Genomic DNA, 26,990 nt, shown 5'->3' with positions numbered 1-26,990 from the left:
AATTTGTGAAATTTACTTGCTTTTTTAAAACCCTAGGATCTTTTGTATGTGTTAAAATAGAATAGAAGGAGGAAATCATGAAAAAAATATTTGGAATACTTGTGGCAAACTTTTTGTCCTTCTACATATTAGACATATTATTTGAAAATATTTATTTTACAAAACCAAGTGCCTTTGTAACAATGGCAATAATTTTTTCACTAGTAAATCTTACAATAAAACCAATATTAAAATTATTGTCGCTGCCAATTACAATAGTAACACTGGGATTATTTTCCCTAGTTATAAACGCAGTAGTTCTCGAAATTGTCTTTAATCTAGTTTCCACTGCATATATCGGAAGCTTTGGCACAGCCTTTTGGGCAAGTATAGTTTTAAGTTTTATAAATAACTTTATAAGAGAAATAATTAGCAAAAACTTTAACTAAAAACGCAGTCCTATAAAGGGACTGCTATTTTTAATATATAATTTAGTGATTTTTTAAAATTTCAGTAGCGACCTCAAGCAAATCAATGGATATATTAAAATTTTCGCAAAAAAGATTGTAGACAGCATCTTCAGAAAGAACGCCACAAAGTAAATTTTCTGGAAGTTCGCCCTTGTCATAACTTTCTAAATCATCAAAATATGTTTCTGAATTGTAGTAGTCCCTTAATTTTCTGTATTCATCTTGATGAGCTCCAAACCTTTCAAGGGAATCTCTAAGGTTTTCAATGAGTTCATTATGATCCCTTAAAATCTTTTCCATTTCACTAATTCTTTTTACAGGATCCATTACATCCCCCTTATTTAATAATATGACTTAATTTTTATCGAACTATTTTATTATAAAAAAATAAAGGACAAAAGAAAAGAATAAACCACAGGTCTATCTTTTCTCGCCTTTATCAATTTTATATTACTCACTTATTTTATATAATGAACATGCTCAATAATATCTTTGTACACTTCTTCTTTTCTTTCATTGTAAATCACTTTGTTTTGTTCAAAAATATTATTGCCATGGCTGTCAATTGATACAATTAATGGTCCAAATTCTTCGACGTCGCATACCCATAAAGTTTCTGGCATCCCTAAATCCTTCCACTGTGCATCTACTATTTTATTTACTCTTGTGGCTGCCCAAACAGCATTCCCAGCAGGTATTACTACGTGAATGGCTTTATTCTTTTTGCAACCACGAGCAGTTCCCTCGCCCATACCACCTTTGCCGATAATTACTCTTACCCCTGTCTTATCTATAAATTCTTCTTCAAATTTTTCCATTCTCATTGAAGTTGTTGGACCAACAGAGATCATTTCGTAATTTCCATCTTTTTCTGAGATAATTGGGCCAGCGTGAAGTATTGCCTTATCACGAACGTCCACTGGTAAATCAAGTCCTTCTTCTATTACTCTTCTATGAGCAACATCACGACATGTAACCATCCTTCCTGATAAATATACTATATCTCCAACTTTTAAATCTTTAATATCTTCGGCTGATATTGGTGTTGTTAAAACTTTTTTACTCATAATTTTATCCCTTCATGGCTTAATATTTCATAATTCATCTCTTCGTCAAGCAATATTGCACCTCTTCTATGTGACCAACATCCTACATTTAGTGCAACTGATAATACACTTGGATGTCTTGCAGTGTTTACAATATTGACGCCCATTACAGAATTTTCTCCTCCAAAACCTTGAGGCCCAATTCCAATTTTATTTATTCCATCTTCAAGTCTTTTTTCTAAATCCCTAGCTCTTTCATCTTCACTATGCTCTCCAACTTTTTTCATAAGAGCAAGTTTTGAATTCATCGCAGCTGTTTCAATTGAAGTTCCAATACCTACTCCAACCAATAGTGGTGGACAAGCATTTAGTCCGTAAGATGTCATTCTGTCTAAAATAAACTTTACGACAGCTTCATAGCCTTCGCCTGGCATAAGAGTTACTCCTGCTCCTGGAAGAGAACAACCTCCCCCTGCCATATATGTGTAAATTTTTGCAGAAGATCCTTGAACAATTTTTGTAAATACAGTTGGCGTTCCCTTTCCTATATTTTTGCCAGTATTATATTCTTGAAAGGTTTCAACACTATTGTGTCTCAGAGGAGTTTCCATTGTAGCTTTATAAGTTGCCTCTCTCAAAAGTTCTTCTAATTTTGCTTTAAAGGGAAATTCTTCTCCAACTTCACAGAAAAATTGTAAAACTCCTGTGTCTTGACATGATGGTCTTTTCATTTCCCAAGCAAGTTCTTGGTTTTTCTTCATAGTTTCATAAATAGTTTTTGCCAATGGATTTGTTTCCTTTTCAGAAAGTTCCCTTAGCTTATCCTCTACATCCTTTGGAAGTTTCATACTTACAATGCCAACAAAGGATGCCATCTCGTCAATAAATTTTTTTTCTAAATTATTTCTATTCATTATTTACTCCTTTTAATTTGGAAAGAAGGGGAAGAAAATTGGCAAAAGTATTAGAGCTACTATTCCACAAATTATTATCAGTGGAAGTCCTGCTTTTACATAATCCTTAAATTTATATCCCCCAATATTATATACCATAGTGTTTGCTGGCATACCAATAGGCGTTGCATATGCCATTGATCCACCAATTACTGTAGCCATTAAAACTGCCCTTGGATCTGCTCCTATTGCCTGTGAAATGGAAAGTGAAATTGGAACCATAAGTGCAGTTGTAGCCGTGTTTGACATAAAGTTTGTGAGTGTAGCACATATTATAAAGATTATAATCAAAAGTGCCCTTGGCGATGGATTGTCTCCAAGTTTTAATACAATTGTATTTGCTATTAAATCTCCTGTGCCTGTTTCTTTCAAAGCCGTAGCCAAGGCAAGAGAACCTACAAAAAGTAAAACAGTATTCATATCAATTGACTTAATTGCATCTGAACTTGAAATAACTCCCAATACTACGAGAATAAGTGCTCCAATCCACGCTGAAACAAAAAGTTTTATTCCAATTTGTTTTTCAAATACCATTGCAAGTACTGTCAAAATCAAAATTATTAGTGAAGCCCATTGTTTCCGCTTGGCTACATCTTCATAGGACTTCTCTTGTGAATAAATTGAATCTTCATCTTCCTTTGCTGCATTGTCTGGAAGAAGTTTATATCCAATTGTTACAAAAAATATTATTCCAACAATCAAAACTGGAAGACCTATTTTTGCATATTCAAAAAATCCAAATTCAAGTCCAATAGTTTCAAGCCCAGACTGTGCTATCATATTTCCCGGTGCCCCAATTAAGCTCAAATTTCCACCCATGGCTGCTGCAAAGACAAGAGGTAATAAAATTTTTGACCTTGGAAATTTTGTCGACTGTGATATGCCAATTAATACTGGAATTAACACTGCTGCAGTACCCGTATTAGACAAAATACCAGACATAAGTCCCGTAATAATCATTATCGCCGCTATTAGCTGTCTCTCTGTCTTGGCAAATTTTGTAACAAGACCTCCAACTCGCTGTGCCATGCCAGTTTCAAAAAATGCCGCTCCAATTACAAACATTGCAATAAATAAAAGCACATTTGAATCGGTAAATCCTGCAAAAGCATCTTTAGCTTCTAAAACTTTTGTAAGCACAAGACCAACTGCTACAATCATAGCCGTAACCCATAGAGGAATCCTTTCCCATGCAAACATAATTATTGCAAAAAGTAAAAATCCAATGGTGATAGTTTGTGTATTCATACTAACCTCCTATATTTTCATTTGTGATTCCATTATATGGAAAACGTTTTATAAATTCTATCTCAATAATAAGTAAAATTTTCTTTAGGAAAACAGAAAAAACAAAAGATAATTAAATATTGGCTTATTTTTTTAAATTTAATCTTAAAATTTTACATAATAATTTTTTAAAACTGCTTGAAATTCACCCTTCTATTAAATTATTATTTTTTTTGTGGAATTTTCATCTTAAAATTTTGCATATCAAAAATTTAAGATTTGAAAATATTTAATTATTCTTCATCAATAGTTTAATTTCCTTAAAACTAAAAAAACTTCGGAAAACCGAAGTCTTTAAAATTTATTTAATTTTTTCTCTAAGTCATCAATTATATCTCTGTAAACTTTCTTCTCAATTTCCAAATAATTTACATTGGCTTCAGCCTTTTCAAGCTTTTCATTTTCAAAAGTAAATTCTTTTTTTGCCCGTAACCAGTGTTCATTGTCAAGGCTTAAAAAAACTTTTTTAAACTGTGCATCTATTTCAATAGTTTCCTTATCTAGACTTTCACGATACTTTGATGGAGACCTGCCAAAGCTTTCCCTAAAGGACGCGTTGAAACTTCTCACATTGGAGAAACCATAATCTAAAGCTATTTCCGATATTTTTTTATCACTTTGTTTTAAATCTTTAGTAGCCGCAGAAAGTCTTTTTCTTTGTAAGTATTCTGTAAAGGGAATGCCAACACTATTAGAAAAAATTTCAGAAGTGTAGTTAGGATGATAACCTACGAGATCTGCTATATCATTTAGACTAATTTTTTCTCTGTAATTTTCATCTAAATAATGAATAATCTTTTTTATTGCATCATTTTTTTCTGAGTTTTTAATATCCTCTTTATTTACTTCTTCTTTTGTAGCAAAATTTTCAATTGACTCCAAAATTATCTTGTCTGTTGCAATTGATCTCTTAATTTTACTTTCCAAGGAATTGTCATAGAAGGATTCAATAATTTCAACAAGGCTCTTTCTAATTTCACGGGCAAAGTTATTGTTTCTCGAATCGCTATTAGTTGCACCCTTCCAATGGTATCTTTCTCTATTTTTGTCAAAGCCATCTAAAATTTTTGGGCTAAAATGTAGTACAAGTGCAATAGTTTCCTTCTCCTTAGCAAGAGTTGCATGACCTTCCTTTGAGTCGAAGAAAACTATATCTCCCTTTGAAAGATTGTAAATTTCTCCATTAAGACAAGCTTCCAGTTTTCCATTTAAAACAACTAAACACTCTACATCTTCATGCCAATTATAGTTAAAGGCACCGACATAATAAGCGTAACATTTTATTTTATAAATTTCATTTCCAATTTCTTTTTCATAGGAAAAGTTTAATTCCTGCATTTAATCAACCTCTGCTCAATTGTATCACAAGCTTTGTTTTTATTTATCTAATTTTAATAAATAATGACGAAAATCAAAGGCAGGTTTTAAAATTTAATCTTCTGTTAAATATTTTACAGCAACAGCTGCCATAGTTTTTGCACAAATTATCATTGCATCTTCTCTTATGTCAAATTTTGGATGGTGATGTGGGTAAGGTGCATCTTCTTTGTGAGCTCCTACATAGAAAAAGCAGGAAGGTCTTTCCTTTGCGTAATAAGAAAAATCTTCTGATGGTGGTTGTTCTCCTCCATCGGATATTTCTTTAACTTCAGGAATTTCTGCTTCTTTTATCGCTTCCACTACTAAATCTGTCATCTCTGGGTCATTGTATAAAACTGGATAGTCATTTGTGTAATTTATTTCTACGCCTGTGTTAAAGGTATCGCCAATTCCCTTTGCAATTCTCTTTATTTCAGTTTCAATTACTTCCTTTGTGTGATCTGACATTGCCCTTACATCGCCTATTACTGTTACTGAATCCTTGATAATATTAAAAGTTCCTTCTCCTGCAAAGGATCCAATGGTTACAACTCCATTTTCAAAGGGAGAAAGTCTTCGTGATACAATAGTTTGCACTGCAGTTACAAAGTATGATGCTGCAACTATGGCGTCATTGGATAGATGTGGCATTGAGCCATGTCCGCCTACTCCTTGAAACTTTACGCTAAATTTTGCTCTTCCAGTTTGCGTATTGCCTTTGTGGTACTGAACTGTCCCAAAGGGCATTGCTGACATTACGTGAATTCCAAAAACATTGTCTACGCCATTGAGGACTCCAGCGTCTATCATTTGTTTTGCTCCCCCTGGAGGTGCTTCTTCTGCGTGTTGGTGTATTATTACCATCTTTCCCCTTAGTTTATCTTTTTTCTCTAGCAATATGTCTGCCAAGAGCATTAAGTAAGCTGTATGTGCATCGTGACCACAAGCGTGCATTACCCCTTCATTTTTTGATGCAAAGGGAAGTCCTGTTTCTTCTTTTATTGGAAGTGCATCAAAATCTGCCCTTAGGGCAATAGTCTTGCCCGGTTTTTTTGTGTCAATTACAATTCTAAGACCGTATCCGCCCATATTTGTTGTAACTTCAACATCCTTGCCCTTGTAATAATCTGCAAGATATTCTGCAGTTTCTTTTTCTTCAAAGGAAAGCTCTGCATTTTTGTGAATGTGGCGACGATGTTCTACCATTTCATCTTGTCTTTTGTCAATTTCTTCAAAAATTTCTTTTAATAAATTTTTTTCCATAATATTCTCTTATTTTTCTTTTATATAAATTTGATTATAAAAGGGCTACATTTTGTAGCCCCAATTTAATCTTTTTTAAAAAATTCTACACCTGCTGTAAAGATGTCTTCTATTTCAATTCCGGCGATGTTCTTGAAAGTACCTTCTACAACTCTTTCGCTGTGGCCCATTTTTCCTAAAATCTTTCCATCCCTTGACATCAAGGCCTCTACATTTAATAGTGATCCATTTGGTGCATCTTCATAACAAATTGCAACTTGTTCATTTGCTAATATTTCCTTTACCTTGTCTTCACTTGCGATAAATCTTCCTTCGCCGTGAGAAATTGGCACTTTATAAGTTTTTCCAACTTCAAGTTTTTGAAGCCATGGTGAATTGTTTGACATTACAACTGTGTCAACTATTCTTGCAATATGTCTGTTGCAAGTGTTATAAGTTAATGTTGGGTCGTCTTCTTCTAGGTCCTTTATTTCGCCGTAAGGGAGTAGCCCCGTCTTAATTAATGCTTGAAATCCATTACAAATTCCAAGTATTAGTCCGTCGTTATCTGTAAGTAGTTTTTCGATTGCTGATTTAACTTTATCTGATCTAATTACATTGGCGATAAATTTACCAGATCCACCTGGTTCGTCTCCAAGTGAAAATCCTCCAGGTATTGCAAGAATTTGTGCATTAGAAATTTTTGCTGCTAATTCTTCTATGGATTCCTTTACCTTTTCGTTGTTCTTATTTTTAAACACTACTACTTCTGCCTTTGCTCCTGCTCTTTCAAAGGCTCTAGCTGTGTCATATTCTGAGTTTGTGCCAGGAAAGGCTGGTATTACTACCTTGACAATGTCCACTGGTTTTTTGGACTTCATTCTTCTCTTTGGCACTTCTTTTTGTTTTAATTCAGCTAATTTATTTGTGTCAACTGGCTTGAAAATTTTGTCCATTGTGTTTAAATAAGCTCTTTTTAATTTTTCTAAATCTAATTCCACGCCATTTACTTTCATCTTTTGGTCATCTCTAAATTCGCCAATTTTTTCTATAAATTCTCTATCCTCTAGATATTCAACTACAAAAGAGCCGTAAAGTGGTGAATAAAGATCTTCAACTTGTAAGTTAAAGCCAACATTGTCTATTGCCATTTCAAAAATTTGTGGAAGTGTACCCTTGTGATTTATTGCTGCTGCAGAAATTACATTGCCTTTCTTTATTTCATTTTGTAAATTTATAAAGTTTTCTTTAGTTTCTTCAAGGTTAAGTGTGCCAATGTGTTCTCTTTCAGTCTTTATGATGCCAATTTTTCCCTTGCCCTTAAACTCTGGACTGATTATGTTTTTTGCATCAACTGTGTTTACCGCAAAGGAAATAAGTGTTGGCGGCACATTTATATCTTCAAAAGTTCCACTCATGGAGTCCTTGCCACCAATTGGAGGTGCGTCAAAATATCTTGATGCAGTTAATGCTCCAAGAAGTGATTTAAGTGGTTTTGACCAAGATTTTGCGTTGTCCATTTTTTCGTAGAATTCTTGGAAGGAAAGTCTTATTCCAGAAAGTGGCGCTCCTGATGCAACAAGTTTTGCAATGGATTCGATTACCGCATAATATCCGCCAAGATATTGAGATTCTTCAGATAATTTTGGATTAAAACCATAACTCATTACAGATGCAGTTTTGCTATCTCCATCATCAACTGGTATAAGTGCTGCCATAACTTGTGCTGGTGTATTTTGTTTGTTACCTCCAAGTGGTTGAAGTACAGTTGCCGCTCCCACAGATGAGTCAAATCTTTCAATCATATTTTTCTTTGAAGTAATATTCAAATCAGCTAAATATTTTTCTAAATCTTCAACGCCATCTTTATTTACTAAAAATTCTGGGAAGTCTTCAGATAGGACTTCAACTCTTTCTCTTCTCTTTGCTCCAGTTTGGTTTACAAAATCATAGCTCATGTCGCAGATAATTTCATCTTCGTAATACATTTTTAGTCTGCCGTCGCCAGTTACTCTTGCAACAACTGTGCTTTCCAAATTTTCCTTGTCGGCAAGTTCCATAAATGTGTCTACGTCTTTTTTATCTACAACTACTGCCATTCTCTCTTGAGATTCAGAAATTGCAATTTCTCTCGGTTTTAATCCCATGTATTTTAATGGAACTTTGTCCAACTTAACTTCGATTGAATTTGCAAGTTCGCCTATGGCAACGGAAACTCCACCTGCGCCAAAATCGTTACATTTTTTAATTAGTTTCGCAGCCTTTGGATTTCTAAATAATCTTTGAATTTTTCTCTCTTCAGGTGCATTTCCCTTTTGCACTTGTGCAGATTCTGTTTGAATAGATTCTACATTATGTGATTTTGATGACCCCGTCGCTCCTCCAATTCCATCTCTACCAGTTCTGCCTCCAAGTAAAATTATTACATCGCCTTCAGTTGGTTCAATTCTCTTTACATTTTCAAGAGGACAAGCTGCAATTACTGCACCTGTTTCCATTCTCTTTGCTACATAGCCTGGATGGTATAATTCATCGACTAGACCTGTTGCTACTCCAACTTGGTTTCCATAGGATGAATAACCTATTGCAGCTTCTGTTACGATTTTCTTTTGTGGAAGTTTTCCCTTTAAAGTTTTTTCAATTGGAGTGAAGGGATCTCCTGCACCAGTAACTCTCATGGCTTGATATACATAACTTCTTCCAGAAAGAGGATCTCTTATTGCTCCACCTAGACAAGTGCTAGCTCCTCCAACGGGCTCAATTTCAGTTGGGTGATTATGGGTTTCATTTTTAAACATAAGAAGGTAATCTCGAAGTTCTTCTTTGCCATCAACTTCTACCTTTATTTTAATTTTTACAGAGCAAGCATTTATTTCTGATGAAACTTCTAAATCGTCAAGCTTGCCCTTTTTCCTAAGTTCCTTTGCAAGAATTGTGCCAAGGCTCATTAAGGTAATTGGCTTTTTGATGTCAAGTTCTTTTCTAATTTCTAGATAAGAGTCAAAGGCTCTTTTAATTTCTTTGTCTAATTCAGTAACTACGTTAAAATCAATGTCAAGTTCTGTGTTAAAAGTTGTGTGCCTACAATGATCTGACCAATAAGTGTCTATTATTGCAATTTCTGTTTCATTTGGATCTCTGTCTTCTTCTATAAAATAATTTTGAAGCACCTTTAAGTCCTCTGGACTCATGGCGAGGGATTTTTCTTCTACAAATTTCTTTAGCCCCTCTTCATCTAATTTATTAAATCCTTGGTAGACAAGATTTTCGTGATTTTTCTTTGCATCTTCTCTTAAAATTACCTCTTCAAAAACATCAACTTCTTTAGAGTCAACGGGATTTATGAGAAAGTTTTTGATTTTCTCAAGTTCATCTTTATTTACACCGCCAATATCATAAACTTCTGTAACCTTTGCCCTAACTTTTTCGTCAGTGAAAAGTGCAATAGTTTGAACTAAACCATCTTCTCTATTGTCAAATTGCCCAGCTTGATATTGAATGCCAATGGGATTTTCAAAGGAATCCTCTAATTTTTTATAGTCTTCATAATATACTTCTTCCACTGGCGCTTCGTAAAACACAGTGGCCATAGTCTTATCAAGAGTTTCCTCTGATATATCTACATCGTATCTTCTGTAAGTTTTTAAATAAGTGGAGTCAATTCCAAGAGAAGTTTTGATTTCTTCTCTAAGTGATTTTGACTCGTGATCGAATTCATCTTTTTTTGTAATATAAATTCTCTTAATATTATTTTTCATATTCAACTAACTCCTTTGGTTCAACTGCATAATCGCCATTAAAGCATGCTTTGCAGAAAACATCTTCTTTCATCAGAGTCGCATCTAACATTCCCTTCATTGAAATAAAAGCAAGAGAATCTGCGCCAATTCGCCTTCTCATTTCCTCAACAGAATAATTTGCTGCGATAAGTTTTTTTCTCGATGGCGTATCAATTCCATAAAAACAAGGGTACTTTACTGGAGGAGAAACTATTCTCATGTGGACTTCCTTTGCACCAGCTTTTTTCATCCTCATGATTAGGTTTTTGGAAGTTGTGCCTCTAACTATTGAATCATCTACTAAAATAATTCTCTTATCTCTTAAAACTGTTTCAAGGGGATTTAGTTTTAATTTTACAGAAAGTTCTCTTTCTTCAGGTGTGGGCTTGATAAAAGTTCTTCCCATATATCTATTCTTTACAAGACCTTCGGCAAAGGGAATTCCTGACTCTTGCGCATAACCCATTGCTCCAGGTGTACCTGAATCTGGAACGGCGATTACGAGATCAGCATCAACGGGTGCTTCCTTAGATAAAATTTCTCCACATCTTCTTCTAAAGTTATAGGAATTTACACCGTCAAGAGTTGCATCAGTTCTTGCAAAATATACATATTCAAAAATGCAATGTTGTCTTTTTTCTTTTTCAAAAAATTCAGAGTGAATGCCCTTTTTATCTACAACAATAATTTCTGAAGGTTCAACATCTCTTATGGCGTCAGTTCCAATTATTTCAAGAGGAGCATTTTCAGATGCAATAATTACTTCTCCATTTTTTGCCCTTCCAATTAAAAGTGGTCTATATCCATAAGGATCTCTGAAAGCAACGAGTTTGTCCTCAAAAAGCATTACAACGCTGTAAGCGCCTTTGATCCTCGACATAGTTTTTTTCACAGCTTCAATTATGTCACCAGTGTAATATTTTGCAACAAGTGACAAAATTACTTCTGTGTCAATTGCAGTTTGAAAAAGCATTCCTTCATCTTCAAGTTCTTTTCTTATTGACTTGTGATTTACTAGATTTCCGTTGTGAGCAAGGGCAAATTCTCTGTTTTTTGAGAAGGCAAGTAGTGGTTGTGAATTATATTCATAGGATCCACCTGCAGTTGCATAGCGCACATGACCTATTCCAATATTTCCATTTAATTTAATAAAACTTTCGTCGTCAAAATTGTCGTAAACAAGTCCCATACCCTTGTCTAAAACCATATTCTTTCCGTCAAAAACACATATTCCGCTGGCTTCTTGTCCTCTGTGTTGAAGAGAATTAAGTCCGTAAAATAATTTTTTGCTCACATCACTTTGTGAGTAAATTCCAATAACTCCACACATTAATTTAACACCTCTTCGTTAAATCTAAAATTTTCAATAAAATAAAAATCTTCCATTTTTCCTCCAATTAAAAAAGCTCATCAAAAGATGAGCATAGTTAAATGTTTAAAGAAAAATTAGTCGCAAAAATTGCGTCAAGAAGTCCATGAGGTATATCCATAAAACTATTTGTGAACGCAGGGCAAAAAAGCATACAACTAATCCTCCATAAAGTAATAAAATTATTATATCATAAAATTTTTAGATTGTACTATTCAAAAATAAATATTAGATAAATCTCAATTTCTTTTGTTCTTTGCAGCATTTATATCCACCATAAAAATTGAAACCATTGTATAAAGTAACCAAGTTTTATTTGGATAGCTAAGATAAACTGGCTCCCATTTTGGAGAAAATTTTTCTTTATAAGCTCGAAGTCCTTCAAAGGAATAAAATTTGTAGCCAAACTTGTAAACTAAGTAGGCAAATTTTTCTTCCACAAAACTATTTGAGTTAATTCCAACATTGGATAGAGGTGCCATTCCCAATTCAAAATATTTTTTACCTTCATCTTTAAAATGTAAAAAGAGTTGCAAAAATAAATAATCCATAATGCTGCTTGGCGAATTATCTCTCTCATATCTCATTAAGTCAATTGTCGCCCAAGTTTTGTTTGGGTTTGGCATAATATTAGCAAAGGCAAGTATTTTTCCAGTCTCATCTCTTGCAATTGCAATGTCGCATAAATTAAAATAATCCCTGTTAAAGTATCCAAGAGAAAATCCCTTCTCTCTCTTGCCTTCTAACCAGTTGTCAGAAATTTTTTCTAAAACATCTAAAAATTCATCATCAAAGGGACCTTTGACGACCTCAAAGGTGTATCCTAATTTATTGAATTTTGAAAGGGCATTTCTTTGAGATTTATGCTCTCTTCCTTCTAAATTAAAATTTTGAAGATCAAGTGCTGCCGTCTCTCCAAATTTTATAAAAGAAAATCCAAAATCGTGAAGCATAATAGTTTCATCTTGACTTACTTCATAAAAAATCGGCTTATAATCGTATAGGTCTGCTTCTTCCACAAATTTTTGCAATAATTTGTCAAAGTCCCTTTTATTTCCAAAGGGTTCTCCCATTACAATTACTCTATCTCTGTATGTAGAAATAGAAATTCCACAAGTTGCCACGCCATCTTCTTCATAATAGTAAATTTCCTTGTCCCCAACTAGTGCTAACCCTGACTCTGGATGGCATTCATAAGTCGATAAAATATTTAAAACTTTATCTACATCCATTTTTTCTCCAAGCTTTATTTTCTTTCCCTTTAAGTAAAACAAAAGAAGTCGAATAGAAAAAACCAATATAATAAAAATTATTGAAAATCTTGCAAAGCTCTTTTCAAAGGGAATTAAAAGGAAAACCCTATAATTTATTGGTCTCAATTTATAATTTATAGCCACAAAATAAATTGTAATTACAGAAATTACAACAAAAAATAATGTGTCTATTGTGATAGCTTCAAAGGAATATACAAGTTGTTTTCTGTTGGGAGTTTTTCTCGTGAAAAAGGCGAGGAAAATTACCAAAATTAAAAATATAAGTTCGATTATCCCAAAACCACTTAAAAAAGAATATATTAAGGCAAGAATGAGAAAAACCAAAGTTACTTTAGTTGCCCTTTCCACCTCTTCTCTATTGGCACGTCCCAAAATTATAAAACAAGCTCCAAAAATTAAACTTGGAAATTGGTAAATTAAATTTGCATTTATTGGGCTAAATTGACTTAACCAATAATGTTCAGAAAGTTCCTCTGGAATTGTCGCCGACAAAATCATAAAAGTTCCTGCGATATATAACATAAAGGACAAAATATCAAGTCCTATTGACTTTATAACTCTCGAAGGAATGTTGTCATTTTTCTCGTCAAAAATGCAACCAAGGTCGTGTATAAAAAATACAAGTCCAAACATAAAGGGAACAATGTAGTAAAAAATCCTGTAAAGCAAAAGCCATGTTAAAACAATATCTCCGTTAATGCCAAGGCTGTTGAATATAGTTAAAATTACAAGTTCAAAGGAGCCAAGTCCACCAGGAATAAAGGAAGCAATCCCTATAATATTTGCAATGACAAAGGCAGAAATTATCACAAAAAAATTTAACTTTACTCCGAGAAAAAATCCAATTGTGTAGAAAAAAAGTGCCGCTAATAACCATTCACAAATTGAAACTAAGGATACTTCTATTGCATATTTTTTGGAAATGGAAAAATCTCCATTATTTCTAATTTTTGATACAAAAAATAAAACTGGATAGTATAAAATTGCACCAATAAGCCAAATTTTGTAATTAATTAAAATTTTGCTATTGAAGAAAATTAAAAGCATTAAAGATGCTACTGCCAAAAATGAAAGACCTGCAATGTCGTAGAGAAGGGACTTCACCAAAAACTTTAAAAAATTCTTGTCATCCTTTCCTTCGCCAAAATATCTCATTCTCAGCCCAATATTTATTACACCGCCAAAGCCAATTAAGTTGTTAAAGGAATTTACTGTGATAGATCTTTTTATTATGTATTCTTTATCTCTATCTAATTTTAAAAAATTATTCAAGAGAATATCATAAAAAATCATTGGTAAAAAGGCAATAAATCCCAATACTGCCATTGTAATGAGCTTTATTAAAGAAATTTCATAAAAAATATTTGTAACATCTTCAATAGAAATTTCCTTTCTCAGTTTTGTAAATTCAAGAATTACTAAAAGAATTACGCCAAATAAAAATGTCGGCTTAATTCCCTTAGCAAATTTTTTTAATTTTTCCATTATTTCACCTCTTTTTTTAAAAAATCAAGGACTACCTTATTGTACTCATTAGGATTTGTCCTAGCAACTTTGTGTCCGTGATTTTTTACTATATATAGTTTGGATTTTTTTATTTTTTTAGCAACCTTGTAAAAATTTTCAAGGTATATTAGATCTCTTTCTCCAGCAATAATTAAAACTGGAAAATCAAATTTTTTGTAGTCGCTATCTATAATTTTTATTTTATCAAAAATTAGCTTATAGACGGAAAAATAATTTCTAAGACCTGTAAAAATTTTGGATAAAATCTTTAAATTGTAATAAAAAATGTAACTTAAAATTCTTGGAATAAATTTCACCTGCGAAAAATCTTTATTGGGAGAATTTAAAACAAGCCTTTTAACTCTTTTTGGATAATTTTTCGCAAAGGTGAGGGCTAGATTTGCTCCATCAGAAAAGCCTAAAATATTCGCACATTGAATTTTTAAATTATCTAAGACATCTAAAACATCCTTTGACAAGTCTTCAAAGTTTAAATTATAGCCCTTATCGCTTTTTCCGTGACCTCTAGTGTCCATGGCTATGACCTTAAAATCTCTTTTAAACCCAATAATTTGCTTGTCAAAAAAACTAGAATCATTTCCATTTCCATGGAGAAGTAGAAGGGGCTCGCCACTTCCAATAATTCTTGTAAAAATCTTCGCTCCATCACGCATTAAAATAAATTTATTCAAATCCCTCACCTCCATTTATTTTACCACCTTTAAAATATTTTATTCCTTTTTCCACAAAAAAAAGATGCTTCACAGCACTTCAGGCTGTAGATAAACCCAGAAATATTTCCTGGGTTGTTGTTTTTAAATAAATTTTTTAATAAAGTTATTAATTTATTTTATTCAAAGCTAAATCCTTATTAGGACCTAATTTATGTATCATTATTTCTAGCTTTTTCATATTTATGTATGCAAAAAGTAAATTCTGCTTTCATTCATATGAAGAATTAAAAGAAACAATAGAAGAATAAATAGAATATTACAATAAGGGTAGAATAAAAGAAAATTAGGATATTTAAGTCTAATATAATGCAGAGAAAAAAATGAAGCATAACAAAAAACGCCGAAGAAAACATGGGTTCTCTCTGATATTTGATCCAACTTTATAGGGTCACCACATTTTTCAGCTCTTTTAATTATCCACAGAAGTTGATAACTTTTCATATCTGTGGATAATATTGTATATTTTTTGTAAAAATTAAGTTAAAAATTTGAAAGATTAGAGATTTTTTTTGTTTAATGATAATTTTCTCAAAATGTGTATTAATTGTGCACTACTTTTTAAAAAAATATTACTTAAACTGTGGATAATGTGAATAACTTTGGGGATAAAGTAGTTGGCACAAATATACTTGTGGAAAACTTTTTTTTAAATCTTTTAATTTTCTTCTAATTCCATCCAAATTTCATAAAGCTTATCGAGAGTATTTGCAAGGGTTTCACGCTTTATTGATAAATCATTTGCTAGTTGATAATCTTTGTAAGTATTAGAGTTTGCAAGTTTTTCATCTATTGTGGATAACTTTTCTTCAATGTCTGCAATTTCATTTTCAATTTTTTCCTTTTCTCTTCTAAGTTCTTTATTTTTTTTCCTTTCTTCTCTTTCCTCTCGCTTTTGCCTTGCAATTTCTGTCTTTGACTTGTAACTATCCTCAAAAGTTTCAACTTCAGTAGTTTTTTCCAAGTAATAATCATAATTGCCCAAAAAAGTATTTATGGCATCTTTTTTCATTTCAAAAATTTTGTCAACAGTTTTATTTAAAAAATATCTGTCGTGAGAAATGGAAAGGACAGTACCCTCGTATTTAAGAAGAGCATCTTCAAGTATTTCCTTTGAATCAATGTCTAAGTGGTTTGTAGGTTCGTCAAGGACCAAAAAGTTTGCACCCTTTAACATGATTTTTAATAGAGAAAGCCTTCCACGCTCACCACCAGAAAGTTCGTCAATGGTTTTGAAAATATCGTCACCAACAAAGAGAAATTCAGCCAAATATTTTCTCACTTGAAAATGTTCAAGCTTTGGAAATTCGTCCCAAATTTCATCTAAGACTGTGTTATTTAAATTTAAATTGTCTAGTTCTTGGTAGAAAAAAGCAATTTCGACATTAGATCCAATTTTTACTTCGCCAGAGTCTGGTCTAATTTTTCCTGCGATGATTTTAAATAGAGTGGACTTGCCCACACCATTGGGCCCAATAAGTCCAATTTTATCATTTTTATAGACAGAGGCATTTAAGTCGTGAAAAACTAAGTGATCGCCAAAGGATTTTGAAAGATTTTTAATCTCTAAAACATCCTTGCCAGAAGTCTTATTTGTAGTAAAGGAAAGACTTGTTTTTTTATTTGATGATGGCATTTCGATTTTTTGCATCTTGTCCAACATTTTCTTTCTGCTTTTGCCCTGTTTTATAAATCTATCGCGACCAAGACTAAGGTAGCGCTTTATAATTTCTTCTTGCCTTTTAATTTCCTTCTGTTGATCATCGTATTGTCTTTTTAAAACCTCAAAATCTTTCTTCCTCTGCCTCATGTAATTGTCGTAATTGCCAGAATAAGTTTTAGTTTCTCCCTTTTCCATTAAGACAATTTTTGACACAATATTATTTAAAAAATATCTATCGTGGCTAATTATAATAATTGCCTTGTTCACATCCTTTAAGTATTTTTCAAGCCAAGAAATCGCATCTATGTCCAAATGATTTGTAGGTTCATCTAGTAGGAGAAGATCTGCATCCTCAAGAAGAAGCATGGCAAGAGCCACACGAGATTTTTGCCCACCAGAAAGAGTTGATATGTCCCTATCAAAATCCTCCTCGCTAAATCCAAGCCCAATTAAAGTTCCCCTGATCCTAGAGTGGAAGGAATAGCCATCTCGCTTGTGAAACTCATCTTGCATACTTTGATATCTATTTAATTCCTCTTCCAAATTATTAGGATTTTCTGCTATAATGTGCTCTTGTTCTCTAAGATTTTTTTCAAGCTCAATTAAATCTCTAAAAATAAAAAGGCAATTATCGTAAATACTGCCTTCCTGATTTAAATTAAGTTGTTGCTCCAAATATCCGATTTTTAAATCTTTTTTTCTAAAAATTTCACCATCATCATAGGATAAGTTTTCAGTAATTATATTAAAAAGGGTGGACTTTCCACTTCCATTAATTCCAATAAGGCCAATTTTGTCCTCCTCTTCCACTATTAAATTAGCATCTTTAATAGTTTCTTCGTCAATGTAGGATTTTTTAATATTTGTTAAACTAAGTATTGGCATAATGACCTCCTAGATACATTTTAACAAATAATTAATCTCTTTAAAAGATTGACCACTTTCAAAACAAATAAAAAAGTTGTGCCAAATTTAAATGACACAACTTTATTAAACCTCTGAATGTCCCAAGTTTTTTGAAAACTCAATGCCGCAGTTTTTAACAGCTTCTATATATTCTCTCTTTGTCTCTTCCGTAACCCTTTCCTTTGGAATTACTACACCAATTGCTCCCACTAAAACATCTTTATAATTAAAAACAGGAGCACCAATTCCTATTGCACCTTCAATGTATTCTGAATCGGATACGGAAATTTTTTTGCTCCTTATTTCCATTAAATCTTTTCGTAGCTCTTCCTTATCAACTGGCGAATCTAAATAATTTGAAAGATCCTTTTTCAAATAATAGTTGATGTAATCATCAGGTTGAAAAGCGAGAATTGTCTTTCTAATTGCACCCTTGTGAAGATCAATTTCAATTCCAAAATTTTCAACGATTTTCAACGTATGTTTGCCTTCTGATTTTGACAGCATAAGTCCCTTGTCTCCAGATTTTATAACAAAAAAGGAATCTTCCATTGTTATTTCGGATAAATTTTCTAATACAGATTTTCCCACATCCTGTGGATCTAGTTTTGAGGATGCCTTTATACCAAGAGGTATAAGGGATGGTCCAAGTCCATAAAGGTGTGTCCTTTCGTCCTTAGAAACATAGCCGATTTCTATTAGAGTAGATAAAATTCTATGAGCTGTGCTAGGCGGTATATTTAAAATTTCAGATATTTCTGCAATAGTAAGCTCTCGATTTTCATTTTTTAACACATCTAAAACATTGGCAGCCTTAACTAAACTTTGAATCATTTTTTCACCTTCCAAATAAAATTATACCATATTATGGAAAGTATTTCATTAAAAGAAAAATAGAGCTAGTAATGTGGAGTAAAGTATAACTTTTTGTTAAATAAAAATAAGTCAGACATATAATCTGACTTAAAATCATATCAAGAAAGGGTAAAACTTGACTTAACATAATTTACAAGAGTTATCTTGTTTTTATATTTGTCTATTATAATAAAGTCCCATCCCTTAAGATCCTTAATGTAATAGTTATTGCTATTCAATCTTTTATTAAAAAATAATAAAGTTGTAATAGAATCCTTTGGAAGGTCATTTTTTAAAAATGATTGTAAACTGAGATGGGACAATATTAACATAAAATTTTTGTCTTTTTTAAATGCATCTAAATCTTTGTTATCAAAATCAAGAGAATCATAAATTTTTTTATCCTTTACATTATATTCAAAGATGGTTATTTCATCCGATACATTAGGAAGATAAAAAGTTTTTTTGCTTTCCAAAGTTAAGGATTCTTTATCTTTCAAATTTAAAACTTTATAAATATAATTATTTTGAAGGTAGGAATCTATTGGCAATAACACAAAGTTTAGCAACACAATTAAAGCTATAAATAAAGTAACTTTATTTCGACTTTTAATAATAAGGTAATTGTTCTTTAAATCCATTTTTTTGTATCCTAATAAGAAATATGAAATATAAACTAAAATTGAGTTAATTTATTTTTTCATAAGTTCCATTATACTATTTTAGAAGACCAACTTTCTTCGGTTGGGTCATTTTTAGTAATTAAACTAATTACAACAACAAATATTAAAGGTATAATTACGCTAAATCCCTCGTGGTAGCCATATGTTGGTTTGATAAAATAATACCACAAACAAGTTGAAGGTATTCCAGTAATTATTCCAGCTAAAATCCCCCAACTAGTACATTTCTTCCAATAAAGCCCAAGATATAATGAAGGAAAAACTGAAGTAAATAAACCTGTCCAAGCAAATATTATAAGATTAAAAACACCTTCTGATCCATTTAAAGATATATAAAGTGAGACAATGCCGATTATTATAGTTATGATCTTAAACGCATTATTATAAAATCTATCATCTTTTTTGTTCTTTCTTAAAATGCCTAATTCCAAGAAATTTCTACTTATTTCACTAGTGCTATGTAATAATAAAGTTTCTGAAGTACTCATTATAGAAGCAAATATTCCAGCCATTACTATACCACCAAATACATTTGGTATATAGTCAACTATTAGTTTTGGTATTCCACTTTCTGGATCAGCAATATTAGGATAAATTATTCTACAGCTCATTCCAATTATCACAGGTCCAAGTTGTCTTATTACATTAAATAATATTGAAAGCAAAGCAGATTTTCTTATTTCTTTTTCACTTTTAATAGTAAGATATTTTTGTATTCCTTGTGGTTGAGCCAAAAATCCTAAAGCGCTTCCCAACCAATAATTGAATATATAAAAAACAGCTTCTCCTGTAGGTCTACCATTATTCCAAGTAATTAAATTAGGTGCTTCCTGGGATAAAGATTTAAATAATCCAGCAACTCCTCCTACTTCACCAAGTGCTATAAAAGTAAGAACAAAAAAACTTCCTATCATAATAATACCTTGAATTGCATTAGTCCAAACCGCAGCATCCATACCACCTAAGAATATATATACTATTGTTAAAACACCAATAAAAATAGCAATAATTGTAGGATCAAGGTTCATTTCAATTGCAGCTTTAGATCCAGCTGTGAATTGACCAGCAAGATAAAACGCCAAGAATCCACCAATTAATAAACCGCCAAAAATTCTTATTAAATTATTAGGATCTCCGTGTAGTTTTGCCATTGCTTCTATAGGAGTTAACACAGTAGTTTGTTCCGCTAGATTCCTAAGTTTATGTGCAAGTGCATACCAGCAAATGAACTCTAATATTGTCCCAAAAATACATTGCCAAGTTGCAACAAGACCTAATGTATATCCCATTCCTACTAGACCAATAAAAGCAAATCCACTAGCTAGAGTTGTTCCCATACTTAAAGCTGTTAGCACAGATCCAAATCCCTTAGATCCAGTAATTAAACTTTCAGATGATTTTGTTTTTTTAGCAGAATAAATACTTATACCGAAAGTGATAGCAATATATAAGAGCAATCCTATATAAATTTGAATCATTTAGTCCTCCTTATCTTCTTTCCTATATTTTAAATACCATACCAAAGATATGAATAATCCTATATAAGGTAAAACAAAAATATTAATAATCTCACCTAATCCTATGTATTCAAACATATATGCCTCCTTTTTTAATCCAAAGTAATTTCGATTTCTGTAAACCCATTATTTACAGTAACGCCTTGCCCATATAAAAGTTTTTTGCTATTTTTTTTCAAAGGTGAAACTTTTCCATTATCAATTAATAACCAAGTATCATGTCCTGGAAGGATTCTGTCACAAGTACTCTTAATTTTCTTTATTGAAGAAACAGTTTTATTAAAATCTAGTGTCATTTGAACTTGTTCATTAATTAATTCTCCTCTATTTTTAACAGAATCTCCTACAAGCCCCCAAACTTCGCCATTATCTTGTTTTAACAAATAAGATACACATCCAGGAGTATGTCCTGGAGTTAGTATAGTCTTAATATTTGGCATAATTATCTCATTATTTTTTACAAAAGTTATATCAGCATATTTTAAAAAAGTTATCGCATTTTGATCGATATACAAATCTCTGCTTTCCAAATTATTGGCATATTCCCATTCTTCTTTAGATAAAAATATTTTTGAATTCCTAAATAAATCAATATTATACGCATGGTCAAAATGAAGATGACTTAAAAAAACATAATCAATATCAGAAAACTTTACACCTCTTTCTTCAAATTTTTTTGGCAAATAATTTCTTAAATTAGCACCTCCAGTGTCAAATAAAATTAACTTATCTTCATTTTTTATTAGAGCAACAGTTCCCCAACCTAATGCAAGATCTTCTAATTTACCTGAAAAACCTGTAAAAATAACATCCACTGAAAATCTCATAGAACCCCCCATTTAGTTAATAATATAAAAAGATTCTAAAATATCTGTTGGAGATTTTACTCTCTAACAGATATTTTTATGCAAAAAAACACTAATTAGTTTATTCTTAATAATAAGGTAATTGTTCTTTAAATCCATTTTTATTATTTAGATACCAGTATTTCAAATGTTCTATAGCTTCATGAGCTTTAGACTTGGCAGCTAAATCAGAATTGAACCCTTGATGAGCTTGTACATAAAAATTTTCTTTTAATGAAATGGCATCATTTATAATTTTTTTAGCAGCTGAAACATCTACATCCTTAGATTTATTTTGATTTTGTAGATCTTCTGTAAGTTCAGATTCGTGGCTGAACACATCTAAGCCTAAACCTAATATTTTATTTTCATTGTATAATTTTAAAAGAACACTTTCAGGAGCAATTTCTCCTCTAGTAACATTGATAAATATAAAATTCTTTTTATTCCTTCTCAAATAATCTTCATTGAAATAATTTACATTGTAAAATTTTGAATTTTTTATTTTAGTTAAGTTCATTACATTAACTATAATATCAGAGTTGACAATGGCATCTTCTTTACTTATAAAGTTAAAATCTTTATATTTTTCTTGAAGTTTTAAATCCTCACTTCTAATATCAACGGCTTGCATGTTAAAACCTACAGCTTCAAAATACTCATATACTTTAGAGCCAATTTTGCCAACTCCATATACTGTTACAGTTCTGTCCTTACTAATTTCCATGAAGGAATTAGTTTTATTTCTTTCAAAGGATGCAGTGTTTTTAACATATTCATTTAATAAACCGCAAGTACATAATCCAAATTTTAGTGCAGTTTGTGCAACAGCATTAACGCAATATTCTCGAAGAGATGCGATATTTAATTTATCTTGGTATTCTTCGAGATGATCATATCCAGCACTTCTTGTAATTACATTGTTTTTATTCTTACTGTTTATATAATTATCAGGTAAAATTGAATGAGTCTTTATAGTTATTATTTTAGGCAGTTCAATATTATTTTCTGATAAATATTCCTGTACCGTTAAAGGAGTTATTAATGATTTAAAATCCTTTGGTAAAATGTTTTCTTTAATTAAATTATTTGTTTCTATTTCCAAATAGTCAGCTTCTTTTCCTAAAGCTTCAAAATGTATAATATCGTAATTCATAGCACACCTCACTTATGTTGATTTCCTTGCATTTTTCCTGGTGTCCACCATTTAAGCACGAGAGCTATAACTGTGAGCACAATAAAGCCAGCCCACATTACAAGTGTTGTGTACAATGGATATTTGCCGCCAAAACTTATAAAAAGAGGAGGCAGAACTTGCAAAGCAATAGCTATTGGACGATTTAATAGATCTGTAAGACCAGTATCTTCTAGACCTCTTGACTTTTGGTCTGGATCGACAACCCTATTTAATAAAACCCCTGTAGCAACAACACCATTGGATCTTCCAAAATTTAGTATTCCTCTCTCAAACCAGTTTTTAGATGAGGAATATTTACTTACCCACAAGAACCATAAGATATTTAATACAAAGCCAAATATAAAAGTAATAGTAAGCGGAGCTAAATTTGATTTAATTACCCCAAGATTTAATGAAGAAACAGCGGATACAACTAATAAATCCGTTGATGACCCACTAATTCTTTGCATAGTAGCCCTATCTACATATTCTTGAGTATTTGTAATTTTGATAAATCCTTGAACTAGATAACCAGCAGCAAGAGCTAGTACAAATACTGGAATTGACAGCCAGTCAATTTTACTTTGTATGAAATTAGAAGCAACTCTTCCTAAATAAGCAGCAAATAAGGCAATGGATAAGTGAAATACAAGCGAATCCAATGACATATTGGAAATAGTGAGATTTCCAGAAGATTTTTGCTTATCTCTTGGAATAACGCCTCGCTTTATTTCGTCAGGAAGTTCTTTAGGAGAATCAACAAAGTTTGTATATTTTTTTCTTGTTCCCCAATTAATTAAAATCATTCCTACAACGATACCACCAACAAGCCCGACAGTTGCAGAAGTATTTCCTAAATCCAAAAATTCAGGATATCCCATATCCTTATACATAGCTCCTAGAGCTGCCGCAGTTCCATGACCACCATAAAATCCTGTGGCAAGTACTAGACCAAAGGAATCGTGAAGATCCCAAAATTTGTTTAGAACACCTAAAGCTAAAGCCATTCCAGCTGCATATTGAAGCATTAAAATGCCTGTATTTTGATAAAAGAATCCCCCAACTCCCTTTAAATCCTCCTTTGTAAAAGAATCATCACCTATAGGAGTACAAGCAAATACAATTGCAATAAGTACACCAGAATATTTTGACAATTGATCAGAAAAAGGCAAAATATTAAATCCACTTGGACCTAGAGCAAGTCCTATGAACCCACCAATTAAAGATGCGGGCATAAGTAAACTTTGAAATAATTTTACCTTAGCTCTTAAAAATTGACCCAATATCATTAACAATCCAAGTAATGCTGTGTCTTGTAATAAATCCCATAATGTAAATTCCATAAATTCACCTCATAAATGGAATTATCCGGATAATTATTTTTTCTTTAATTAGATAAAGAATAGAATTCTATAAAACCATTATAAGGTGTCGAAATGGAACTTGTCAAGAGTGAAATCAAAAATAGTCGTCTATTTGGCACATTAAATAAAATAACAATGCCCTTGTGATATATTTTAATTAATCTTTGAATAGGTGATTTTATGACATTTGGAGAAAATATTAAGAATTTAAGAATAAAGAATAATCTTACACAAAAGGAATTAGCTGAAAAGTTAAATTTATCGAGGCCGACAATTGGAAGATATGAATCGGATGAAAGATTTCCAGACAAAGAAACAATAATTGATCTTGCAGAGTTATTTGATGTTTCAATAGACGAGATGTTTGGAAGAGAAAATTATATAAATAAAAAGGTCTTTAAAGAAGAAGAAAAATTTTTTAAGGTAAATAAAATTGATAAAATACTTTGTAAAAAAGAAATAGATGAGGAATATTTAAATGACGAAGAATTTCTTGAGGATATTATTGAGTTTGGATACAAGGCAGCGATAAAAATAAAATTGTATAAAGAAATTAATAAAAAATAGTTTGAATTTGTTTATGAGCCACAGTAAATGTGGTTTTTTTAATTTTATAAGTTTTAAAATTAAAGGCGACACAAGTATAAATTATCAGGATAAGTGCGACAAAAATAAACTCATAGTTAATTGCTTATATTGATATGTAAGTTATTAAACAAAACATAATAAGTAGGGAATTTAAAATTAGGGCAAAGGGGAAGGCATTCTACCCTAGTTTTGTGTGATCTAATATTCGACTACAAAAAAAGTAGTGAAAACTCACTACTTTTTAGAAGCTAAATATAAAATTGTTTACTTGCCTTCATTAATTTTATAATTATTAAAAGTGAAACAATTATCTCACCTACATTTATACCTATAAGGAGTAAAGGTAAAAAGGATATATCTGCAAGGCTTTCGCTCAACAATATATAGTCCCAAAGGGAATGGAATATTATTGGGAAAATAATATTTTTTGTATCTAAATACATTGATGCCAAAAATACACCCATAATAAAGGTGGATAGCATTTGATTTGTTACTTCAGAAAAAGGCAAACCTCCCAATATATTTAATATATGCAGCAAAGAGAAAAAAAAGGAGGATATTAAAATTGCCAATACTGGATGAATTTTTCGCACTAAGCCGCCTAATACTATGCCTCTAAACATCCCTTCTTCTGCTATGCCAATGAGGGCAGTGTCAACAATGAGAATAAAGAAAGCTAAATTAAGACTAAAACCCTTTATTATTGAATAAACTCCAAAACCAGCTACAGGGACAAATATAAGGGCAGAGAGAAGATAACTTGGGCTTTTGCTCTTTGATAAAACTAATTGATCTTTATTTTTTAATCCATAAGATAAGACCAATAGGGACAACAATATCATAAAGGGCAAGAATTTTTCACTAAAATTAGATGAATCATAGGGCGTATTTAAAAAATGCTTACAAACAAATAAGCCCAATGCCATTAGGATATAATATAGGGATAAAATAGTATAATTTTTCTTCATTAGACCTCCGAGTTATTTTATATTTTATAATGGCGAAAAATATATTATGTGAGTATACACTTAATACATAAAATAAAATTTACAAGTAAACTTGTTCTTAATTTAAGCACGCCATATTTCCATAAAAATTATACTAAAAATAAAATTAGCTTTCAATATATTTGCGGTGCTTGCCTTGGAGCATTGCATATTTGACACATTATTTCCATAACAAAAATATTGACTTTTTACATATACAATGTTATTTTTATAACATAAAAAGTTAGAGAAGATGCAAATTTTTAATGCCAAACTTTTAAATTCGTAAATATACTTATGATTTGCGATTTTAGGGTTTGACATTTTTAGCTATTATTCTTCCTAATTTTTAAATATATTTTAAATCAGATTACATTTTATTATGCAGTTTTTACATTTTAAAAATTGGGAGGATTAAATGAAAAAATTTATTAATATTTATGGACGCAATCTTTTGATTATCATAACCCTGGCTTTAGTATTTATAGGATTTAATGATTACTTTGTTCAATTTGCAGAAAAGGACAAGTCACAAGCATTATTTCCCATATTTCTCATTGCCGCAAGCACAGTGTTCCTATATGCTATACCTGTTGCCCTATTTATATATTATTTAGTAAAAAGATTTAATGTTTCGGGCAAAGTCGTGCTACTAAGTCTTATATTTGGATTTACAATACCCTTGTATTTAGCAAGTCAAGGCAATTCACTAATTTCGTTATTGCTATTTTCACTTAATGTTCCAAAGGAAATACTCAGCAAATGGGGAGCAGCTATGACAGCACCCTTTACAGAAGAGATAGCAAAGGGAATAGTTGTCCTTTTGACATACTTTTTCTGCAAAAAGATTTCTTTAAAAGATGCCTTTATATCGGGGATGATTTCCGGCTTTGGCTTTCAACTTTTAGAGGACTTTGCATATATTTTTCAAAGCACCTTTGGCGAAACAAATACTGGTTTTTCAATAGCCTTTGAAAGAGTATCCAATGCACTGGGCAGTCATATGGATTTTGCAATAGTATTTGGAGTTGGACTTATAGCTCTTTTGAAAAAAGAAACTTCTATTCCAAAATCTAAGGCATTATTTTTCCTAATAGCACCTATTGTACTACATTTCGCTTGGAATTCTCCACTTGAAGGAGATTGGGTAACGCCTTTGTTTGGAAGCATAAATCTATGCCTTGCCTATTATGTATTTACCTTTGTGGACTCTTTAGATGAAGGAGATAAAATAGTTCAAGTTTAGTATTGAATTAAAAACTGTCTTGTAATTGTATTTGATTGTAAAATTGGAGGTTTAGCCTCCTTTTTTTATACAAAAATATATTTTATAAAGTCTAATTATATTTTTTCATTAAAACAAGTGGATAAACTTCCTATGACAATAGTAGGGTCTATCCTTGTGAAAATT

General features: G+C 31.6%; 21 protein-coding genes. 3 read left to right on the top strand and 18 right to left on the bottom strand.

What is annotated here, in order from left to right; all coding sequences use genetic code 11:
• Positions 1-77: 77 nt before the first annotated feature.
• Positions 78-428, top strand: a complete 351-nt coding sequence (locus HKO22_RS01625; protein ID WP_169968089.1) for a phage holin family protein — start codon at positions 78-80, stop codon at positions 426-428.
• 42 nt (positions 429-470) lie between these two features.
• Here HKO22_RS01625 and HKO22_RS01620 read toward each other — a convergent pair whose 3' ends face one another.
• From HKO22_RS01620 to HKO22_RS01540, 17 genes are all read right to left on the bottom strand, one after another.
• A complete protein-coding gene (locus HKO22_RS01620; protein WP_075659653.1) occupies positions 471-776 on the bottom strand; it encodes a DUF4298 domain-containing protein in 306 nt (101 codons plus the stop codon).
• A gap of 131 nt (positions 777-907) precedes the next feature.
• On the bottom strand, positions 908-1,516 hold the full coding sequence (ttdB, locus tag HKO22_RS01615) for a L(+)-tartrate dehydratase subunit beta (protein ID WP_075659654.1): 609 nt from the start codon (positions 1,514-1,516) through the stop codon (positions 908-910).
• Positions 1,513-2,409, bottom strand: coding sequence for a L(+)-tartrate dehydratase subunit alpha (gene ttdA, locus HKO22_RS01610; RefSeq protein WP_169968087.1), 897 nt, complete (start codon positions 2,407-2,409; stop codon positions 1,513-1,515). The genes ttdB and ttdA overlap by 4 nt, the downstream gene beginning before the upstream one ends.
• Before the next feature lie 12 nt (positions 2,410-2,421).
• Complete coding sequence (locus HKO22_RS01605; protein WP_169968085.1) at positions 2,422-3,696, bottom strand: SLC13 family permease; 1,275 nt, start codon at positions 3,694-3,696, stop codon at positions 2,422-2,424.
• Positions 3,697-4,029: 333 nt separating this feature from the next.
• Positions 4,030-5,073 (bottom strand): AraC family transcriptional regulator, encoded by a 1,044-nt coding sequence (locus tag HKO22_RS01600; RefSeq protein ID WP_169968083.1) that lies wholly within the window; start codon positions 5,071-5,073, stop codon positions 4,030-4,032.
• 93 nt (positions 5,074-5,166) lie between these two features.
• Positions 5,167-6,357 carry an amidohydrolase gene (locus tag HKO22_RS01595; protein WP_169968081.1) on the bottom strand — a complete coding sequence of 397 codons (1,191 nt, stop codon included), beginning with the start codon at positions 6,355-6,357 and terminating at the stop codon, positions 5,167-5,169.
• 65 nt (positions 6,358-6,422) lie between these two features.
• On the bottom strand, positions 6,423-10,094 hold the full coding sequence (locus HKO22_RS01590; protein ID WP_169968079.1) for a phosphoribosylformylglycinamidine synthase: 3,672 nt from the start codon (positions 10,092-10,094) through the stop codon (positions 6,423-6,425).
• The gene (gene purF / locus HKO22_RS01585) at positions 10,084-11,445 is read right to left on the bottom strand and encodes an amidophosphoribosyltransferase (protein ID WP_169968077.1); all 1,362 of its coding nucleotides are present in this window, start codon (positions 11,443-11,445) and stop codon (positions 10,084-10,086) included. The genes HKO22_RS01590 and purF overlap by 11 nt, the downstream gene beginning before the upstream one ends.
• Before the next feature lie 278 nt (positions 11,446-11,723).
• Positions 11,724-14,243, bottom strand: coding sequence for a bifunctional lysylphosphatidylglycerol flippase/synthetase MprF (gene mprF, locus HKO22_RS01580; RefSeq protein WP_169968075.1), 2,520 nt, complete (start codon positions 14,241-14,243; stop codon positions 11,724-11,726).
• Positions 14,243-14,956 (bottom strand): alpha/beta fold hydrolase, encoded by a 714-nt coding sequence (locus HKO22_RS01575; protein ID WP_169968073.1) that lies wholly within the window; start codon positions 14,954-14,956, stop codon positions 14,243-14,245. The genes mprF and HKO22_RS01575 overlap by 1 nt, the downstream gene beginning before the upstream one ends.
• A 697-nt stretch (positions 14,957-15,653) precedes the next feature.
• On the bottom strand, positions 15,654-17,543 hold the full coding sequence (locus HKO22_RS01570) for an ABC-F family ATP-binding cassette domain-containing protein (protein ID WP_169968071.1): 1,890 nt from the start codon (positions 17,541-17,543) through the stop codon (positions 15,654-15,656).
• A gap of 105 nt (positions 17,544-17,648) precedes the next feature.
• Positions 17,649-18,398, bottom strand: a complete 750-nt coding sequence (locus HKO22_RS01565; RefSeq protein WP_075659647.1) for an IclR family transcriptional regulator — start codon at positions 18,396-18,398, stop codon at positions 17,649-17,651.
• A 140-nt stretch (positions 18,399-18,538) separates the two neighbouring features.
• Complete coding sequence (locus HKO22_RS01560; RefSeq protein WP_169968069.1) at positions 18,539-19,060, bottom strand: hypothetical protein; 522 nt, start codon at positions 19,058-19,060, stop codon at positions 18,539-18,541.
• 71 nt (positions 19,061-19,131) lie between these two features.
• Positions 19,132-20,580, bottom strand: a complete 1,449-nt coding sequence (locus HKO22_RS01555) for a sodium/proline symporter (RefSeq protein WP_169968067.1) — start codon at positions 20,578-20,580, stop codon at positions 19,132-19,134.
• Positions 20,581-20,711: 131 nt separating this feature from the next.
• Positions 20,712-21,446 carry an MBL fold metallo-hydrolase gene (locus HKO22_RS01550; RefSeq protein WP_169968065.1) on the bottom strand — a complete coding sequence of 245 codons (735 nt, stop codon included), beginning with the start codon at positions 21,444-21,446 and terminating at the stop codon, positions 20,712-20,714.
• Between the two features lie 106 nt (positions 21,447-21,552).
• Positions 21,553-22,620 carry an NAD(P)-dependent oxidoreductase gene (locus HKO22_RS01545; RefSeq protein ID WP_169968063.1) on the bottom strand — a complete coding sequence of 356 codons (1,068 nt, stop codon included), beginning with the start codon at positions 22,618-22,620 and terminating at the stop codon, positions 21,553-21,555.
• 8 nt (positions 22,621-22,628) lie between these two features.
• Positions 22,629-23,984 carry a sodium/glutamate symporter gene (locus HKO22_RS01540; protein WP_169968061.1) on the bottom strand — a complete coding sequence of 452 codons (1,356 nt, stop codon included), beginning with the start codon at positions 23,982-23,984 and terminating at the stop codon, positions 22,629-22,631.
• Between the two features lie 201 nt (positions 23,985-24,185).
• On the opposite strand from HKO22_RS01540, the gene HKO22_RS01535 reads away from it, so the two are divergent.
• Positions 24,186-24,572, top strand: a complete 387-nt coding sequence (locus HKO22_RS01535) for a helix-turn-helix domain-containing protein (RefSeq protein WP_169968059.1) — start codon at positions 24,186-24,188, stop codon at positions 24,570-24,572.
• A 269-nt stretch (positions 24,573-24,841) separates the two neighbouring features.
• Here HKO22_RS01535 and HKO22_RS01530 read toward each other — a convergent pair whose 3' ends face one another.
• The gene (locus HKO22_RS01530) at positions 24,842-25,561 is read right to left on the bottom strand and encodes a CPBP family intramembrane glutamic endopeptidase (protein ID WP_169968057.1); all 720 of its coding nucleotides are present in this window, start codon (positions 25,559-25,561) and stop codon (positions 24,842-24,844) included.
• 436 nt (positions 25,562-25,997) lie between these two features.
• Between HKO22_RS01530 and HKO22_RS01525 the strand changes: the two genes are divergently transcribed.
• On the top strand, positions 25,998-26,825 hold the full coding sequence (locus HKO22_RS01525) for a PrsW family intramembrane metalloprotease (RefSeq protein WP_169968055.1): 828 nt from the start codon (positions 25,998-26,000) through the stop codon (positions 26,823-26,825).
• Positions 26,826-26,990: the final 165 nt, after the last annotated feature.

This window comes from Peptoniphilus faecalis, assembly GCF_012976305.1.
Taxonomy (GTDB): Bacteria; Bacillota; Clostridia; order Tissierellales; family Peptoniphilaceae; genus Peptoniphilus_A; species Peptoniphilus_A faecalis.
The sequence above is the reverse complement of the archived record's forward strand: the minus strand, read 5'-3'. Positions and strand labels throughout refer to the sequence as shown.